The 18,210-nt window shown below is 55.2% G+C and carries 17 protein-coding genes and 1 other RNA gene; 11 read left to right on the top strand and 7 right to left on the bottom strand.

Annotated elements, in window-relative coordinates; all coding sequences use genetic code 11:
• Positions 1-22 precede the first annotated feature (22 nt).
• From xerD to ACMHXI_RS15320, 4 genes are all read left to right on the top strand, one after another.
• Entirely contained in the window at positions 23-967 is a 945-nt protein-coding gene (gene xerD / locus ACMHXI_RS15335; protein ID WP_342188894.1) for a site-specific tyrosine recombinase XerD, read from the top strand.
• Positions 968-1,091: 124 nt separating this feature from the next.
• Positions 1,092-1,820: a bifunctional protein-disulfide isomerase/oxidoreductase DsbC gene (gene dsbC, locus ACMHXI_RS15330; protein ID WP_028779388.1), complete on the top strand. Its 729-nt coding sequence runs from the start codon at positions 1,092-1,094 to the stop codon at positions 1,818-1,820.
• 108 nt (positions 1,821-1,928) lie between these two features.
• Positions 1,929-3,653: a single-stranded-DNA-specific exonuclease RecJ gene (recJ, locus tag ACMHXI_RS15325; protein WP_413735389.1), complete on the top strand. Its 1,725-nt coding sequence runs from the start codon at positions 1,929-1,931 to the stop codon at positions 3,651-3,653.
• 87 nt (positions 3,654-3,740) lie between these two features.
• Positions 3,741-4,055 carry a cupin domain-containing protein gene (locus ACMHXI_RS15320; protein WP_025008998.1) on the top strand — a complete coding sequence of 105 codons (315 nt, stop codon included), beginning with the start codon at positions 3,741-3,743 and terminating at the stop codon, positions 4,053-4,055.
• A gap of 94 nt (positions 4,056-4,149) precedes the next feature.
• Here the strand turns inward: ACMHXI_RS15320 and rpiA are convergent, their stop codons facing one another.
• The gene (rpiA, locus tag ACMHXI_RS15315; protein ID WP_025008999.1) at positions 4,150-4,806 is read right to left on the bottom strand and encodes a ribose-5-phosphate isomerase RpiA; all 657 of its coding nucleotides are present in this window, start codon (positions 4,804-4,806) and stop codon (positions 4,150-4,152) included.
• A gap of 290 nt (positions 4,807-5,096) precedes the next feature.
• Here rpiA and ACMHXI_RS15310 point away from each other — a divergent pair, with 290 nt between their 5' ends.
• Positions 5,097-6,050 (top strand): DUF808 domain-containing protein, encoded by a 954-nt coding sequence (locus ACMHXI_RS15310; RefSeq protein WP_025009000.1) that lies wholly within the window; start codon positions 5,097-5,099, stop codon positions 6,048-6,050.
• Positions 6,051-6,149: 99 nt separating this feature from the next.
• Here ACMHXI_RS15310 and sodC read toward each other — a convergent pair whose 3' ends face one another.
• The 5 genes from sodC to zapA form a co-directional block, all read right to left on the bottom strand.
• Entirely contained in the window at positions 6,150-6,671 is a 522-nt protein-coding gene (gene sodC / locus ACMHXI_RS15305) for a superoxide dismutase family protein (protein ID WP_025009001.1), read from the bottom strand.
• A 226-nt stretch (positions 6,672-6,897) separates the two neighbouring features.
• Positions 6,898-7,356, bottom strand: a complete 459-nt coding sequence (locus tag ACMHXI_RS15300) for a hypothetical protein (protein WP_117199907.1) — start codon at positions 7,354-7,356, stop codon at positions 6,898-6,900.
• Between the two features lie 50 nt (positions 7,357-7,406).
• Positions 7,407-8,063 carry a 5-formyltetrahydrofolate cyclo-ligase gene (locus ACMHXI_RS15295; RefSeq protein WP_144166212.1) on the bottom strand — a complete coding sequence of 219 codons (657 nt, stop codon included), beginning with the start codon at positions 8,061-8,063 and terminating at the stop codon, positions 7,407-7,409.
• Positions 8,064-8,071: 8 nt separating this feature from the next.
• Positions 8,072-8,252: non-coding RNA, 6S RNA (gene ssrS / locus ACMHXI_RS15290), on the bottom strand.
• A 40-nt stretch (positions 8,253-8,292) separates the two neighbouring features.
• Positions 8,293-8,601 (bottom strand): cell division protein ZapA, encoded by a 309-nt coding sequence (zapA, locus tag ACMHXI_RS15285; protein ID WP_025009004.1) that lies wholly within the window; start codon positions 8,599-8,601, stop codon positions 8,293-8,295.
• 263 nt (positions 8,602-8,864) lie between these two features.
• On the opposite strand from zapA, the gene ACMHXI_RS15280 reads away from it, so the two are divergent.
• From ACMHXI_RS15280 to gcvP, 6 genes are all read left to right on the top strand, one after another.
• Positions 8,865-9,446, top strand: coding sequence for a UPF0149 family protein (locus ACMHXI_RS15280; RefSeq protein ID WP_039034573.1), 582 nt, complete (start codon positions 8,865-8,867; stop codon positions 9,444-9,446).
• Between the two features lie 67 nt (positions 9,447-9,513).
• A complete protein-coding gene (gene ubiH, locus ACMHXI_RS15275) occupies positions 9,514-10,785 on the top strand; it encodes a 2-octaprenyl-6-methoxyphenyl hydroxylase (RefSeq protein ID WP_144166211.1) in 1,272 nt (423 codons plus the stop codon).
• Between the two features lie 2 nt (positions 10,786-10,787).
• On the top strand, positions 10,788-11,999 hold the full coding sequence (locus ACMHXI_RS15270) for an FAD-dependent monooxygenase (protein WP_037474072.1): 1,212 nt from the start codon (positions 10,788-10,790) through the stop codon (positions 11,997-11,999).
• 250 nt (positions 12,000-12,249) lie between these two features.
• Positions 12,250-13,344, top strand: a complete 1,095-nt coding sequence (gene gcvT / locus ACMHXI_RS15265; protein ID WP_025009007.1) for a glycine cleavage system aminomethyltransferase GcvT — start codon at positions 12,250-12,252, stop codon at positions 13,342-13,344.
• A gap of 23 nt (positions 13,345-13,367) precedes the next feature.
• On the top strand, positions 13,368-13,757 hold the full coding sequence (gene gcvH / locus ACMHXI_RS15260) for a glycine cleavage system protein GcvH (protein WP_025009008.1): 390 nt from the start codon (positions 13,368-13,370) through the stop codon (positions 13,755-13,757).
• 114 nt (positions 13,758-13,871) lie between these two features.
• Entirely contained in the window at positions 13,872-16,760 is a 2,889-nt protein-coding gene (gene gcvP / locus ACMHXI_RS15255; RefSeq protein ID WP_208123720.1) for an aminomethyl-transferring glycine dehydrogenase, read from the top strand.
• A gap of 275 nt (positions 16,761-17,035) precedes the next feature.
• Here gcvP and ACMHXI_RS15250 read toward each other — a convergent pair whose 3' ends face one another.
• Entirely contained in the window at positions 17,036-18,130 is a 1,095-nt protein-coding gene (locus ACMHXI_RS15250) for an ISAs1 family transposase (protein ID WP_109248997.1), read from the bottom strand.
• Positions 18,131-18,210: the final 80 nt, after the last annotated feature.

Genomic DNA, 18,210 nt, shown 5'->3' with positions numbered 1-18,210 from the left:
TTTCGAGACGGCGTTATCCTTGATGACGCCGTTTTTTATTGGAGTATTGTTTGTGGCCGCGACTTCTTCATCCGCTTATGTCCAGGACCCCTTGATTGAAGGTTTTCTCGATGACCTTTGGTCCAGTAAGGGCCTGAGCGACAACACATTGGCGGCTTATCGCAATGATCTGCGCCATTTTGATCAGTACCTGCAGGGAAGAGGGCTGACGCTCAACTCTGCCGGGCGCGAAGCGGTGCAGGATTATCTCGGTTTTCGTGTCGACAAAGGGGTTGCCCAGAGCAGCAGTGCCAGGTTGAAGAGCAGCTTGCGGCGCTTTTATGGTTTTTTGCTGCGTCGGCAACTGATAGCGGAAGATCCCATGGCGCGTATCGCGTCCACCAAGCTCAAGCGCAAATTGCCCGGTAGTCTCAGCGAGGCTGAGGTGGATGCCTTGCTGGCTGAGCCCATACGGGAAGACCCGGTCGAAGCCAGAGACAAGGCGATGCTTGAGCTGTTATACGCCACCGGACTCAGGGTCAGTGAACTGGTGGGGTTGACGCTGGAGCAGATGAGTCTGCGTCAGGGCCTGGTACGGATCACGGGTAAAGGCGGCAAGGAGCGCTTGGTGCCCATGGGCGAGGTGGCCGTCAGCGAAATCGAGTCTTTCCTCAAGCTGGCGCGCACCGAGCTGCTCGGCGGTAAACAGAGTGATGTGGTGTTTCCCTCCAAGCGCGCCCAGATGATGACCCGGCAAACCTTCTGGCACAGGATCAAGCTTTATGCGTTGCGGGCCGGTATCAGCACCGAGCTGTCGCCCCATACTTTGAGACACGCCTTTGCCACTCATTTGCTCAACCATGGCGCTGACTTGCGGGTAGTGCAGTTACTGTTGGGTCACAGCTCGCTGTCCACCACCCAAATTTATACCCATGTGGCCAATGCCAGGTTGCTATCGCTGCATCAGCAGCATCATCCAAGAGGCTGAATTCGGTGATCTGGCACGCAATTAGTTGCTTTCACTGACAACAGCCTGTAACTTTTCAGCCTCTGGCCCGGTCTGATGAGAGACGATAAAAAACCAATCAGGCCCAAATAAGATAGGATTTCCAATGAAGTTAACCCGTGCATTCTCTCTGTGTCTGGCGCTGGCGGTTACACCCTTTGTCGGTGTTGCCTCTGCGGCTTCCGAACCAGGTGATCAGCTGAAGCAAAAGCTCAGTGACACCTTGGGTATTGAAGTGATCTCTATGGCAGATTCACCTATCCCAGGCCTGTATCAGGCAATCACCAACCGCGGCGTGCTCTATGTCAGTAAAGATGGTTCCAAGCTGCTGCATGGCAACCTCTATGATCTGAATCAAGGGATGAAAAACCTCACCGAGGCGGCGCTTGCAGGCCCAAGACTCGAGATGCTCAAGTCCTTCGAAGACAAGATGCTGGTCTACAAGGCCAAGAACGAAAAGCATGTGGTGACTGTCTTTACCGATATCACCTGTGGTTATTGCCGTAAGCTCCATAACCAGATGCAGGAATACAACGACCTTGGGATAACAGTGCGCTATCTGGCCTATCCCCGTCAGGGCGTGCCTTCACCCAACGCCGAAGAGATGGAAGCGGTTTGGTGTGCCAAAGACCCTCACAAGGCCATGGATGACGCCAAGGCCGGCAAGAGTATCAAGATGGCCAAGTGTGATGCCAATATCCCGGGGCAGTATCAACTGGGGATGAGTTTTGGTATCAATGGTACTCCTGCGTTGATCCTCGAAGATGGCAGCCTGATCCCGGGTTATCAGCCACCGAAAGATCTGTTGAACAACCTTGAGAGTCGTAGCCTTTAATCTCAATAGCGGCAGCGCTCAATCGAAAAATCTCACTCAAAAAGGCGAGCAACCCACTCGCCTTTTTGTTATCTTGCCCGGCAAAGCCATTTTCAAGAATAGCCCATAGTGATCCACAAAATCGTCCGTCGTCCCAGGGTGGACGACAGCCATTTACCCGCTAATCTGCATCCGCTGTTAAAACAGATTTACGCCAGTCGCGGCGTTCAGGCTCCCGAGTGCGAACTGGTGCTCAATCGTCTGCTCAGGCCGGATACCATGTTGGGCTTGCAGCAAGGTGCCGAGTTGGTGGCCGATGCCATCGCCGCCAATCGGCGCATTCTGATCATGGGTGATTTCGATGCCGATGGTGCCACCTCTACCAGTGTGTGTCTGTTGGCGCTCAGAATGATGGGAATGGAAAACTGTGATTATCTGATCCCCAATCGCTTCGATTATGGCTATGGCCTCAGCCCTGAAATAGTGGCGGTGGCGCACAGCAAGGGCGCCGAGCTACTGATCACTGTCGATAACGGTATCTCCTCCATCGAAGGCGTCAGGGCCGCCAAGGCGCTGGGGATGACGGTTGTCATCACAGATCACCATTTGCCGGGCAATGAATTACCCGAGGCCGATGCCATCATTAACCCCAACCAACCCGGTTGCAGCTTCGCTTCCAAGTCGATTGCCGGGGTCGGGGTGGCTTTCTATCTGATGTTGGCACTGCGGGCCGAGCTGAGAAAACGTCACTGGTTTGTTAATCATGCTTTGGCCGAGCCCAACTTGAGCGTATTGCTGGACTTGGTGGCCCTGGGCACAGTGGCCGATGTAGTGTCGCTCGATGCCAACAACCGTATTTTGGTGGATGCCGGTATCAAACGGGTGCGAAACGGCGCCTGTCGTCCGGGGATCACCGCCTTGCTGGAGGTGGCCCGCCGCAATCCGGCGCGTTTGGTGGCCGCCGATTTCGGCTTTGCGGTTGGCCCCAGACTCAACGCCGCCGGAAGGCTGGATGAAATGGCGCTCGGGGTTGAAACTCTCTTGTGTGATGACATGCTCAAGGCAAGAAGGATGGCGGCCGAGCTTGATGGCCTCAACGCCGAGCGCCGTGAGCTGGAAACCGGCATGCAGCAAGAAGCGATGAAGAGCCTGGAGGCGCTGCAGCTCAAAGAGAGTGAACAGCCCTGGGGCATAGCCCTGTATCAGCCGGACTGGCATCAGGGGGTGATAGGTATTCTGGCTTCCCGGATCAAAGACAGGTTCCACCGCCCGGTAATCGCCTTTGCCGAAGCCAGCGACACTGAAATCAAGGGCTCGGCCCGCTCCATCAAGGGGCTGCATATGCGCGATTTGCTGGAGCTTATCAATGCCCGTCATCCGGGGATGATCCTCAAGTTCGGTGGTCATGCCATGGCCGCCGGGCTCTCTTTGCGTAAGGATGCCTTCGAGCAGTTTGCCGAGGCCTTTGACACCTGTGTCCGTGAGCTGCTGACCCTGGAAGATCTCAATGGCGAGCTGTTCTCCGACGGTGAATTGCCGCTTGAATGCTTTAGCCTGGATACGGCGCAGCTGCTTAGAGATGCCGGTCCCTGGGGCCAGGCTTTCCCCGAGCCGCTATTTGATGGCCATTTCAGAATTCTGCAGCAGAGACTGGTGGCAGAGAAACACCTTAAACTGGTGTTGGAAACCGAATGCGGCCGGATCATGGCCGATGCCATCGCCTTTAATGTGGATCTCAAGACCTGGCCTGATGCCAGCATCAATCATGTGCGCCTGCTGTATAAGCTGGATGTGAACGAGTTTCGCGGCAACAGTAACCTGCAATTGCTGGTCGAGCAGCTGGAGCCCTTGTAACACTGGCTGTAAAACCAAGTGCAAACCGGGAGTCTATTTAAGATAGGGATAGGTCGAGTAACGGGGCATATATCGCAGGAGAGCAAGATGAACAATCTGTTTGCCAACTTACCCAAGCAGCTTGATGCCGAGCAGTTTGACGCGCTTTTGGCCACGCCGGATCTTAAAATTGAGCGCATTCTGTCCCACGGTCAGGTGACACCCGAAGGGCAATGGTACGATCAAGCGCAGCATGAATGGGTATTGCTACTGCAGGGCGCCGCCCGGCTGCAATATGAAGATGGTTCAGAAGTGAGCCTGAACCCGGGGGACTGGCTCAATATCCCCGCTCATGTACGCCACAGAGTCAGTTGGACCGCCGAGGATCAAACTAGCGTCTGGTTGGCCATTTTTTACTCTTGAGCCGACTGTTCTTGCGATGCTTTTGCTCTGCAATCCGCTCAATTTTCCACAAAAAAGCCGCCTGCTGGCGGCTTTTGCCATTTAAGATTAAGGCTTACTTGATGGTTTTAACCCCTTCAGGGGTGCCCACCAGAAGCACATCGGCGCCACGGTTGGCGAACAGACCATTGGTCACTACGCCCACTATGGCATTAATCTGCACTTCCAGCTCTTTGGGGTTCAGTATCTTCAGGTTGTAGACATCCAGAATGACGTTGCCGTTATCTGTTACCACACCTTCACGATAGACAGGATCGCCACCCAGTTTCACCAGCTCACGGGCCACGTAGGAGCGGGCCATGGGGATCACTTCCACCGGTAGCGGGAAGTTGCCCAGCACATCGACTTGCTTGGTATTATCAACGATACAGATAAACTTGTCGGCCACGGCCGCAACTATCTTTTCCCGGGTCAGTGCGGCGCCGCCACCCTTGATCATGTCCATGTGGCCGTTGATTTCATCGGCGCCATCGACATACACAGACAGCTTGTCTACCGAATTGAGATCAAACACAGGGATCCCCAACTGTTTGAGCTTGGCGGTGGAGGCTTCAGAGCTGGAAACCGCGCCTTCAATATCGGCCTTTATCGTAGCCAGAGCATCGATAAAGTGGTTGACGGTAGAGCCGGTGCCCACGCCAACTATGCTGTCTTTCTCGACATATTCCAGCGCTGCCCAACCGGCCGCTTTCTTCATTTCATCTTGGGTCATAATGCCATCCTGTTGATTCTGACAAATTTACTTGAACTTGCCCTAGTATACTCCGAGTTGTAGTGAAAAGTGCCGCTCAATCTTGTCCTGAAGAATAGTTCTTGAAGTGCAACATAAGTTAAGAACTTTTTACTGCGCCCGCCTGCGCCCCTGCGCTACTATACGGCCAGGGGGGAACGGCCAGGCTGATGTGGCAGTGCTGCGCTGAAAAAGTGCACAGTTGCCGCTTGAATATGTCGCATACCGAACCTATTTAGAGCGCAAAATTGACCTGGTTTAAGGAGATTTAAATGGCTGGAGCGAGTCTACTGACTCTATTGGATGATATTGCCACCATCCTGGATGATGTGGCGGTAATGAGTAAGGTTGCCGCCAAGAAAACCGCCGGGGTATTGGGGGACGATCTGGCGCTGAATGCGCAGCAGGTAACAGGGATCAGCGCCGAGCGGGAGCTGCCCGTGGTATGGGCCGTTGCCAAGGGCTCTTTTCGCAACAAACTTATTTTGGTGCCGGCAGCCTTGCTGATCAGCGCCTTTATTCCCTGGGCAGTTACACCTCTGTTGATGTTCGGTGGCTTGTTTCTCTGCTTTGAAGGCTTTGAAAAACTCTGGCACAAGGCCAGTCACAGCAAGGCTTCTGCCGAAACAGATGATGAAGCCGCCGCCGAGGCCGCCATGAAAGAGGTCGAGGATATTCGCGCCTGGGAAGCGCAGAAAGTCAAAGGCGCGATACGTACCGACTTTGTGTTGTCGGCAGAGATCATCGCCATCACCTTGGGTATTGTGGCGGAAAAAGCCTTTATGACCCAGTTGGCCACTCTGTCTATCATTGCAGTGGTAATGACTATCGGGGTCTACGGCTTGGTGGCCGGTATCGTTAAGCTGGATGACGCCGGGCTGTATCTCTCAAGACGCAGAGGCGAGGGTTTTTGGGCCCACAACCTCAGGCGTATTGGGCTTATGCTGGTCAGTGCTGCCCCTAAACTTATGAAGCTGCTTACCATAGTGGGCACTGCCGCCATGTTTATGGTAGGTGGCGGCATTCTCACCCATGGCCTGCATTGGGTCAGTGAGCAAATAACCCATGCCGCCAACTGGGTAGGCTCTTTGGCTGTGGCCGGCCCTGTGTTGGCAGCGCTGACACCTACCTTGCTCAACGCCCTGTTTGGCATTGTGGCCGGTGCCATCGCGGTGGCCTTGATGAGTATGGTGGAGCGTTTGAGAGGCAAGAGTGAAAGCCACTAAACGTGCCAAGCCAACAAAAGATCAAAGCTAAAAAGACATTGGCTTGAATTGAATTAAAAAACGCGGCTCAAGAGCCGCGTTTTTTGTGTTTGGTGCGGCTCAGTTAATCACGCCACAGGCCATGCGGGCGCCACCGCCACCCAGTGGCGCCGGGTGATCTGAATGGTTATCGCCTCCCATGTGGATCATCAGTGCCTTACCTTTGACGTCGGCCAGTTTCAACCTTGGTGCCAGCACAGGTGTGGAAGCCATGCCATCAGCATCGACATAGAGCGCCGGCAGATCACCCTTGTGATTGTCATTTGTCCAGGGGTAACCGTGCTTGCCGCTGCCATCAGGGTCGAAGTGACCTCCGGCCGCGCCGCCCAATACCGTCTTACCGTCTTTACTGCTGGTGTCACAACTGCCATTTTGATGCACATGGAAGCCGTGAACGCCGGGCGTGAGTTGCTTGAGGTTGGGGGTTAACACCAGGCCGTAGGCGGAATCACTGAGACTGATGCTGCCTATGGGGCTTGGGCCATCGGCCGACAGTAATGAGATACTGACTTCTTCGGCGGCCAGTTGTGATGCGGCAAACACCAGTGACAAACAACCCGGGATCAGGATGGACTTTTTCATCGCTTGTTCTCTCCTTTGAGTGGAATTCCAAAAACGACAAGGCCGACTCGGCGGCATGATAATGAGCTGCCTATATGGCTTTCAGCATAGAAGCCGCCAGGGCAGAGTGCCAGCCGGCATAATGTCTGGTGCTAACCTGCCCTGAGATTCAAGCCTACGCCATAAGAGGATTCGCCAATTCACCAAGATATTTCAGCAATAGCAATAAAAAGCCTGGAGCCAGGTCTCAGTGTTGATCCAGCTTGGCCTGCCACAGGGCGCTTTGCTCCATGGGGCTCAGTGAACGGCGGGCGCAGTAAAGACTGATACCACAGCAAAGCGGCACTATCAGGAGATCAGAGGCATGAAAGCGCAGCAACAACCAGAGTGCCAGGCTATAAAGCAGTAGTGTAATCAGCGGAACCGGCAGCAAAAGCTGCCACTCGAAACACTTCCCCAGCCATCTGGCACCCAGGCCCACAGCCACCGCCGGCAGCATATACAGCCAAACCAGAGTGCTGTTGCTGCCGGCCATAAATAGAAACAGCCACATAGCAAGAATGGCGCCCAGCAAGGCGCCGAGCAGCGCCTTGGGCTGTGACTGTTGCCGGCGCATATTGTGATAGGTTTCCCGCTGCATCTGCTGCTTAACCTTGGCCCGCTGGGCACTGTCTGGTCTATCAAGGCTGCGATACTGACGTGCCATACTTGCTTACTCCGCGACTTCTCAGGCTGATGTTATACCACTTTTTCGGGTCAAGATTCAGCCGTCAGAGTGTTGAAGCTATGCAGCTTGTCCGGGGTAACGATAAAGGGCAGCGGGATATCCCAAGGGGCGAGGGGCAGGGAGTCCACCAGCTGCAGGTTATGGGCAAAACCGACTGCCAGCAATGGCACAGTTCGGGCGCTTTGCTGCGCCGCCGCCAGTGTTCTGTCGTAGAAGCCGCCGCCCATGCCCATGCGGTTGCCCTGGGCGTCGAAGGCCACCAATGGCGTGAGGATGAGATCCAGCTCAGCCAAAGGCACCAGACTGCGGATATCCAGTCTGGGCTCGGGGATACCAAAGCGGTTGGCGTGCAGTTGACTGGAGAGTTGATAGCGCAGAAACAGTAAACGCCCCGGGGCAAAGGGATGAATGATCGGCAGACAGGTGGTTATTCCCCGTTGCCATAGCGCTTCGATAAGGGGAGCTGTGTCCAGCTCGCCGTCACAGCTAAAGTAGAGGGCGACTGTCTTGATTTCTCTGCCTTGGGCGCTCAGTTCATCGAGCAAGGTTAGAAACTGCTCACAACCCTTGAGGGCGGCAACATGCTGCTCGGCTTCGGGAATGGCCCTGCGGGCATGGCGAATGGCTTGCCTGAGCGTCTTGCAACGCGCATCACGGGTTTGGCTGCTAGAGTCTGTGTGAGTCATAAATGAGGATGCTCCCCAGAATGTCGATGCCGGTGTAGCCCTTGAACCGTAGGTTCAAGGCGGGTAAATGATTACATCCTAAGGCTTCTCGGTTCGCGCCGAGCATGCACAATGTCAGTAAAACATTCACCCTGAGATTAAAAATATCGGCACAGGGACATTACCAGCTGTCGCACACCCCAGGGAGCAAATTCTGGGTCGAACCTGTGAGGGTTCGTGCTATTTCAGTTTAATCCTCTCTTGCGCTTCGCTCAACCAATGCGTGCTCAAGAGTGGATTGCAGCAAACGGATTCTGTCATCCATTTGGCTCATATAATCTTGATTCTTCCGCTGCTCTTCATAGAGCTCATAGCCTATGTTGAGTGCGGCCATCAAAGCCATTTCCTCGCGGCTGATGGCGTTGGTGCGGGACTTTATCTTGCCCAGTTGCAGCTCCAATTTCTGCGCCACCGCTTGCAGAGCCTGTTCCTGACCCGGGGGACAGGCGATGGAGTAGGTGCGCCCCAACAGGGTGATATCTATGGCACTGTTACTCATCTTCCGCACGGGATCCTTTTCTTTGGCTCTGTGGCGGAATATATCTAGCTCAGCGTTAAAGTGCAAGACAAGCGCCGCTTTGTTGCGTTGGCTGCTGTTTCCCTGACCAGCTTGGTACAAATCCCGGCAGTAGATAAACGGCGAAGCCTGGATGCATTGCCAAATGCACGACCTGGCTCGCAGCTTGGGTAAGATTCCAGTCTTGGTCGCCTTCCCTAACTCTGCTAGCATGACGGGGGTAAATTCAATACTTGGACAGCTTTATGGCAACCCCACCCTCATTACGTATCGAAAGCCTGCGCAGTGCGCTCGACAACGCCGACATAGGTCAGCATCCGGTTGAAGTGCATGGCGCCTTGGTGGGCCTGATTTGTGGCGGCGTGTCACAGCAGGAGCAGGCCTGGTATCAGCCACTGCTCGAGCTGATGAACGACGGTCAGCGCCTGCCCGACGAACTGACACAACTGATAACCGAACTTTTTGGTGACACAGTCAATCGACTGCAGGATCCAGACTTTGGCTTCACCCTGCTGCTGCCGGAAGAGGAAGAACCTCTGACAGTGCGGGTCGAGGCACTCTCGCTCTGGACTCAGAGCTTCCTCACCGGCATCGCCATTATTCAACCGGGTTTGAATCAGGCATCGGAAGATGTTCGTGAAGTGATCAAAGATCTGGCGGAAATTGCCCAGGTAGAGTTCGATGTTGCCGACGATGACGAATCCGAAAGTGCATATCTCGAGCTGCTGGAGTTTGTTCGCATGGCCGCCATTCTCTGCTATTCAGAGTTCGGCCCAGAGTTGCCGGATCTCGACGCCGAAACACCAGACAATAATACGCTGCATTGACAGGGCGCCCGTTCGCCCTGTCATTTTCTGTGACGGCACCCATTGAGCGTGCCTGAGTAGAGGAAAGATGAACCCGCAAGTTGACGCCCAAGCTGTGAGTCAGGAATGCACTGAGCTGGATATCGCCATTGTCGGCGGCGCCATGGCCGGTGCCACCTTGGCATTGGGGCTGGCCTCCCTGGCCAGGAAACTCTCCCGTCCGCTGAAAATAGCCGTTATCGAGGCCTTCGATCCCGCCAGGCAACATCCAGGTTTCGATGCCCGCTCCATCGCCATAGCCAATGGCTCAGTGTTTGAGCTCAAGCGCCTCGGCATCTGGCCTTTGCTTGAAGACCTAGGCACGGCGATAACCGATATTCATGTCTCGGATCGCGGCCATTTCGGCATGACAGAGCTCAACGCCGGGCAGTTTGCGCTGGACTCCCTCGGCCAGGTAGTGGAACTCGAGCGGGTCGGCCAGAGGCTGTTTGGCGCCATCGGCAACAGTGATATCCAGCTTTATTGCCCGGCGCGTCTCGAGAAGCTGCAAACCTCGGCTGCGGGCCATAGTTTGACCCTCAGTAATGGTCGGCGGCTTTCCTGCCGTTTATTGCTGGCGGCAGATGGGGTTAACTCCTCGGTGCGTGCCCAGCAGCAACAGGCGTTGCAGCAGTTTGAGTTTGGCCAGAGCGCGGTTATCGCCAATGTTGCTACCGACAAGCCCCATAATGGCATGGCCTGGGAGCGCTTCACCGAGCACGGCCCGTTGGCACTGCTGCCTATGGGGGACAGCGACGGCCAGGCCAGGCTCTCTCTGGTGTGGGCCTTGCCCCATGAAGAGGCCGAGCGGGTGCAGGCTCTGCCGCAGGCTGAGTTTTTGCAGCAGCTGCAGAAGGCCTTCGGCTATCGAGCCGGGCGTTTTGTGGCCGTGGGTGAGCGCAACCGCTACCCACTGAGTCTCTCTTACATGCCAAGGCCCATCTATCACCGTACGCTTTATTTGGGCAATGCCGCCCAGACTCTGCACCCGATAGCCGGGCAGGGGTTCAATCTGGGGCTCAGGGATCTGGTCACTGTGCTGGAAACGCTGGAGCCGGTATTGGCCGCAGGTGGCGACCCAGGCGCAGCCCAGGTGCTGCATGCCTATCATGCTGCCCGTGAGCAGGACAGACGCCAGACCATCAACAATATCGAGTTTCTGGTGCGCGGTTTTTCCAACAACTACTGGCCGCTGGTGGCCGGACGTAATTTGGGACTCAGGATCCTCTCCTGGTGCCCACCTCTCAAGACCCCGGTGGCCCACAGAGCCATGGGGTGGCACAGGCAATCGGCTGCTTGTTTGTTTTCCAGGAGTCAGTGACGATGAATTTCCAAAGCTATGATGTGGCCGTGGTGGGCGGCGGTATGGTGGGACTGGCAACGGCCTGCGGCCTGGAACAGGCCGGGCTCAAGGTGGTGGTGATAGATGCCGCCGGTGCCGCGCCGGTCGAGGGGGCGCCACGCCTGAGGGTCAGTGCCATCAACAAGGCCAGCCAGGCGCTGCTCGAACACTTGGGGGCCTGGGCCTATCTGGACAAGTCCCGTCTCGGGCCATACAGCAAGATGGATGTCTGGGAAAAAGACGGCATGGGGCGCATCCAGTTTGATGCCCAGAGCCAGTGCGAGACTTCCCTTGGCACCATAATCGAAAACGATGCCATTCACTACGCCCTGGCCCAGCGAGCCGCAGAGCTGGAACAGCTGACACTGCTGGAACACACCCGGCTTGAGCGTATCGCCTTTGGTGAGCGTGAAGCCTGGCTGACGCTGGATAACGGCGATAACCTTAGTGCCGCCCTGGTGGTGGCTGCCGATGGCGCCAACTCCTGGGTTCGCCAACAGTGCCAGATCCCACTGACCTTCTGGGATTACGGCCATCACGCCATAGTCGCCAGCATTCGTACTCAGTTGCCCCATGGTGACTGCGCCCGCCAGGTGTTCAGTGCCGACGGCCCACTGGCGTTTCTGCCGCTTTATGAGAGTGACCTCTGCTCCATCGTCTGGTCGGTGCCGCCGCAAAAGGCCGAAGCCTTGCAGGCTTTGGATGATGAGGCCTTTTCCCGGGCACTTACCGCCGCCTTCGATGGCCGCCTGGGCCTGTGTCAGTTGGAGAGTGAACGCCAGAGCTTTCCGCTGCGGATGCGTTATGCGCGCCATTTCGCCCGCCATCGTTTGTTGCTGGCCGGTGATGCGGCACACACCATACATCCGTTGGCGGGGCAGGGGGTCAACCTGGGTTTCCTCGATGCCGGCGCCATAGTGGAAACCGTGGCGGCATTGCACGGCGAAGGCAAGGATATCGGCGCCTATGGCGAACTGCGCGCCCTTGAGCGCTGGCGCAAAGCCGAGGCGATGGAGATGATAGCTGCCATGGAGGGGTTCAAGCGGTTGTTTGCCGGCAGTAATCCTCTGAAGAAGGCGATTCGCGATCTCGGTCTCAACCTGGTGGACAATGTCGCTGGGCTGAAAACTGTGTTCATGCAACAGGCCATGGGACACAAATTCAAGCTGCCGCGTTTGTGCCGTCCTGAATAATCTTCATCCCCGGTTAGCCGTATGTGAAGGAAAGCGCCCAAAAACAGTCACTTTTGGGCGTTTTTTATACACGCGCTGTGATTTACTGTAAAAAAATTACAGGCAAACCATGAGAAAAATTAATCCATAATGGTTCGGATTAGAAAAATCACTTGTATACAAATTTGTGACGCAGGGTATAATTTCGCTGCATTTTAACTCAGTGTTGCCCCTGGGTGACACTGTAAAGCCCCGACTAGAAGGGATAACAATGGCTAATAAAACTGTACTCTTTAACAAGCACTTGGAAGCCAATGCCAAGATGGTTGATTTTCATGGTTGGGATATGCCACTCAACTATGGTTCGCAGATAGAAGAACATCACGCAGTGCGTCAGGACGCCGGTATGTTCGACGTCTCCCATATGACGGTTGTTGATGTCACCGGCAGCGACGCCAAAGCCTTCCTGCGTAAACTGCTGGCCAACGATATCGCCAAACTCAAGGTCTCCGGCAAGGCGCTGTACAGCGGCATGCTGAACCATGAAGCCGGGGTGATTGACGATCTGATCACTTATTATCTCGATGACACCCATTACCGGGTTGTAGTCAACTCTGCCACCCGCGAAAAAGATCTCGCCTGGATTGCCGAGCAGTCCAAGCCCTATGATGTCACAGTGACCGAGCGCCCTGAGCTGGCGATGATTGCCGTGCAGGGCCCCAATGCCAAGGCCAAAACCGCTACTGTGTTCACTGCCGAGCAAAACGCGGCCGTTGAAGGCATGAAGCCTTTCTTCGGTGTGCAGGCAGGCAGCCTGTTTGTGGCCACCACAGGTTACACAGGTGAAGCCGGTTATGAAATCATAGTGCCTGCCGAAGAAGCCGAAGCCCTGTGGCAAGCGCTGCTCGAGGCCGGTGTTAAGCCATGTGGTCTGGGGGCCCGCGATACGCTGCGCCTGGAAGCCGGGATGAACCTCTATGGTCAGGACATGGATGAAACCGTTAATCCATTGGCCGCCAACATGGGCTGGACCATTGCCTGGGAACCGAGCGATCGTGACTTTATCGGTCGCGAAGCCCTGACCGCCATCAAAGAGGCCGGAGCCGACAAATTTATCGGCCTGGTGATGGAGCAAAAAGGCGTGTTGCGCCACGGCATGCCGGTATTCTTTACCGACGCCAACGGCCAAGAGCAGGAAGGCGTGATCACCAGCGGTACATTCTCACCGACATTGGGCTATTCTATTGCGATGGCCCGGGTACCGAACTCCATTGGGGATACGGCCGAAGTCGAAATGCGCAAGAAGCGCGTTGCTGTTAAAGTAGTGGCGCCAGGCTTTGTGCGTAACGGTAAACAAGCATTCTAAAACACGGGAAAGGAACAAGAATAATGAGCAATATTCCAAGCGAACTGAAGTACGCTTCTTCTCACGAATGGATCCGCAAGGAAGAAGACGGTAGCTACACAGTCGGTATCACTGAACATGCGCAGGAGCTGCTGGGTGATATGGTTTTCGTTGAATTGCCGGAAGTAGGCGACACTGTCAGCGCCTCTGAGGATTGCGCTGTGGCCGAGTCTGTTAAGGCCGCTTCAGATATCTATGCCCCTCTGTCCGGTGAAGTGATTGCCATCAACGAAGCGCTGGAAGACAGCCCTGAGCTGGTCAACAGCGATGCATTCGGTGATGGCTGGTTCTTCCGTATCATGCCTTCTGACCTGTCTGAGCTGGACAACCTGCTGGATGCCGAAGGATATCAGGCTGTCATCGACGAAGAATAAGCGTTGCTGAAAAACGAAGCCCTCCGGGGCTTCGTTTGTTTTACCACTAAATAAAGAGACTGGTACACCGCCTCCCTACGGCTGGATACCGGCGAACATGGAACAAGGTTAATCATGACCAAGCAAACCCTCACTCAGTTAGAGCAGCACGAACTCTTTATCCGTCGTCATATCGGCTCCGACGCCCTGCAGCAGCAAGAGATGCTGAACTATGTAGGCGCCGAGTCACTGGAAGATCTGACGGCGCAGATAGTACCGGAGTCGATTCGTCTGAACCGGGATCTGGCCGTGGGCGAAGCCTGTGGCGAAGCCGAAGGTCTGGCCTATATCAAGGGTCTGGCCAAGCAGAACAAGGTCTTCAAGAGCTACATAGGCATGGGCTACTACGGCACTGAAGTGCCTAACGTCATTTTGCGCAATGTGCTGGAAAACCCGGGTTGGTACACGGCTTATACCCCATACCAGCCGGAAATCGCCCAGGGCCGCCTGGAAGCGGTACTGAACTTCCAGCAGATGTCCATGGACCTCTCAGGCCTGGATCTGGCCTCCGCCTCGCTGCTGGACGAAGCCACTGCCGCCGCCGAAGCCATGGCGCTGGCCAAGCGGGTATCCAAGGCCAAGAAAGCCAATATCTTCTTCGTTGCCGATGACGTGTTCCCGCAGACGCTGGATGTGGTCAAGACCCGCGCCGAATGCTTTGGTTTTGAAGTCGTCGTAGGCCCCGCCGAGGAAGCGCTCAATCATGAACTCTTTGGTGCCCTGTTCCAGTACAGCGGCAAGACAGGCGAGCTGAACGATCAGCGTGAACTCTTCGCCAAGCTGCGTGAGCAGAAGGCGATTGTGGCTGTTGCCGCCGATATCATGTCGCTGGTATTGCTCAAGTCTCCCGGTAGCCTGGGCGCCGACGTGGTCTTTGGCAGCGCGCAGCGTTTCGGCGTGCCTATGGGGTATGGTGGCCCGCACGCCGCTTTCTTCGTGACCCGTGACGAGCACAAGCGTTCCATGCCTGGCCGTATCATAGGCGTTTCCAAAGATAGCCGCGGCAACACAGCGCTGCGGATGGCGATGCAAACCCGTGAGCAGCATATCCGCCGCGAAAAGGCCAACTCCAATATCTGTACCGCGCAGATCCTGCTGGCCAACATGGCCTCTTTCTACGCTGTATACCATGGCCCACAAGGGCTGAAGACCATAGCCGAGCGTATCCACCGCCTGACCGACATTCTCGCCGCCGGCCTCAAGGCCAAGGGCGTTGAGCTGGTCAACGCTAGCTGGTTCGACACTCTGACCTTCAAAGTGGCCGACAAAGACGCCGTGCTGGCCCGCGCCGTTGCCGCCGAGAGCAACCTGCGTATCGATGCCGAAGGCACTCTGGGTGTCAGCCTGGATGAAACCACTACCGCTGATGATCTGGCTGCCCTGTTCGATATCATCCTGGGCGCCGGTCATGGCCTGGATGTGGCGGCACTGGACGCTGAAATCCTTGCCAAGGGCAGTGAGTCCATCCCTGCTGCGCTGCTGCGTGATGAGGCTATCCTGACGCATCCAACCTTCAACAGCTTCCACAGCGAAACCGAGATGCTGCGCTACATCAAGCGTCTTGAAAACAAAGACTTGGCGCTGAACCACTCGATGATCTCTCTGGGTTCATGCACCATGAAGCTGAACGCCACCGCCGAGATGCTGCCTATCAGCTGGCCGGAATTTGCCAACCTGCATCCTTTCTGCCCGCTGGATCAAGCCAAGGGTTATGAAAAGCTGCTCAATGAGCTGTCTGACTATCTGGTGGAAATCACCGGCTATGACGCCATGTGCCTGCAGCCCAACTCGGGTGCATCCGGCGAATACGCCGGTCTGTTGGCCATCAAGAAGTACCATGAATCCCGCGGCGAGGGGCACCGCAATGTCTGTCTGATCCCTCAGTCGGCTCACGGTACCAACCCGGCTTCGGCGCAGATGGCGGGTATGAAGATAGTGGTTGTGGGCTGTGACAAGCGCGGCAACGTGGACATGGAAGATCTGCGCGCCAAGGCGGCCGAAGTGGCCGACAACCTATCCTGCATTATGATCACTTATCCTTCCACCCACGGCGTGTATGAAGAAACCGTCTCGGAGATCTGTGAGGTGATCCATCAACACGGTGGTCAGGTGTATCTGGACGGTGCCAACATGAATGCCCAGGTGGGCGTGACCACTCCCGGCTTTATCGGCGCGGACGTTTCCCACCTCAACCTGCACAAGACCTTCGCCATCCCTCATGGCGGTGGTGGTCCAGGCATGGGTCCTATCGGCGTAAAAGCGCATTTGGCTCCTTTCGTTGCCGGTCATACTCTGGTTAAGCCTGGCCGCGAAAGCGACAACAACGGCGCCGTCTCTGCCGCGCCTTACGGCAGCGCCAGCATACTGCCAATCAGCTGGATGTACATCAAGCTGTTGGGCGCCAAGGGCCTGCGTGAATCAACCCAGAACGCCATGCTCAACGCCAACTATGTGATGAAGAAGCTGTCAGAGCACTATCCTGTGCTCTACCGCGGCCGTAACGACCGTGTGGCTCACGAGTGCATTATCGATCTGCGTCCGCTGAAAGAAGCCTCCGGCGTCACTGAAATGGATGTTGCCAAACGCCTCAACGACTACGGCTTCCACGCTCCGACCATGAGCTTCCCGGTTGCCGGAACCCTGATGATCGAGCCGACCGAGTCTGAGTCCAAGGCCGAACTGGACAGATTTATCGAAGCCATGGTGGCCATCCGCGGTGAAATCGCCCGGGTCGAAGCCGGTGAGTGGCCTGCGGACAATAACCCGCTGCACAATGCACCACACACGCTAGCCGACATCATGGATCCCGCCTTCGACAGCCGTCCATACGATCGCGAACTGGCGGTATTCCCGAATGCCACAGTCAAGGCCAACAAGTTCTGGCCAACCGTGAATCGTATTGATGATGTGTATGGGGATAGGAATTTGTTCTGTGCCTGTGTGCCCATGTCTGAGTACGAGTAATTGCTGCTTGGACTCGCTACTGCGGCGTTAAATCTTGGCGCCAGTGCTCATTGACATTAGTCAACTGCGCGCTGGCGCCATCGATTTGCCTAGCATTAGCTTCGTCAGCAACGCAATTATGGTTTAGTGGAGCACATTAGTTAGGGCTTCATCCAATCATTTTCGCTGCTCATTTACTCAAGTAAACTGCGCGGCGAAAATGATCGGCTTCATTGTCTTCTCTTCGGCAGTGACGCCATGGTTACTACAGGGCGGGATTCCACTTTGCTTATATCTTAACCAAATAACAACTCTGAGCGAAATGTAGGACTCCAACCAGCACGGCGGCGCTTACCTGCCAGACTGTCTTTTTTGCCTTGGTGCTGCCTTATCGCACTCAGAGCCGCTCGGTTAAATAGGGCGAGATGCTTTGCGCCATCAGGATCCGTTACCTTCAGCGCATCTTCGCGGAAGACCACATCCAGCACCCAATGGAGCTGATTTTCTACCCCCCAATGCTCTCGAATAGTCCTCGCGGCCTCTTCGGCATTGAGCGGTAAGGAACTGACATACCAGCGTGAAGAACATGATGTTATTCCATCGACTGTCCGTTCACTGGCAACTTCGATAAATGAGGTGATGTGCGGCCACTTTTTCTTAAGTTCCGCTGATAATTCTGCTTCTATCTGCATGACTGTTCGGCGCTCCCTGCGGCCATGACCCATGTTGAACTGCTCAAATATAGCCAGTTCTGGCTGCTCATACGCTTTACTGAAGCTGGTTTTGACTGCTTCAAATAATCCCGGCTGGTTCGACTTGAGCTGAATAATGAAATCACCGTTCCCCTGTTTAATTTTGTTCATGGTAGACACCTGACAATGCAGTGCATCCAGCGTCAGAACGGCATTATCCAGTGCCATAGCATCAATCATGTTGCGGGCGACTTCAGCTTCTTTCCCTTTAGAATGTGAACTGTCTTGGTAAAGTGTAATGCCGTTGCCGACATCAAATGCGCTGACAACATGGAGTGCATTCTTAGCATCCTCACTCCACGCCCCGCGCAGGGTTTTTCCATCCAGCGCGATAACGGTTTTCCCTTCCGTTTGCCGTTGCTCATTGATCCAGCCAAATATGGCTTGAAGGAGCAGTTCGCTGTCCAATGCTTTGATTATATTACTGATACAATGCCTTTTAGGGATGCCATTTTCAAATTTTCGGTACAGACGGAGCCAATCTAGCTGTTCTTCTCCGAATTCCTGAATGGACTTCCACCCAGTCGCACCGCTGAGGATAGCACTGAGTGTCAGGAACACCACATCCACTAAATTATGCTTTAGATTGATGTCCTTACGGGGATCGGTAATCTGTTCTAGTTGTTTCAAAAGGGTCATGGTCATCTGTGGATTAAGGGCAAGGCAGATCAGATCATGACCAACCGTAAAAGTTCAATTTAAAGTGGGATCCCGCCCTG

This window comes from Shewanella sp. BJSY2023SW005 (genome assembly GCF_047314585.1).
GTDB classification, from domain to species: domain Bacteria; phylum Pseudomonadota; class Gammaproteobacteria; order Enterobacterales; family Shewanellaceae; genus Shewanella; species Shewanella algae.
This window is presented reverse-complemented; position numbering and strand designations above follow the sequence as displayed.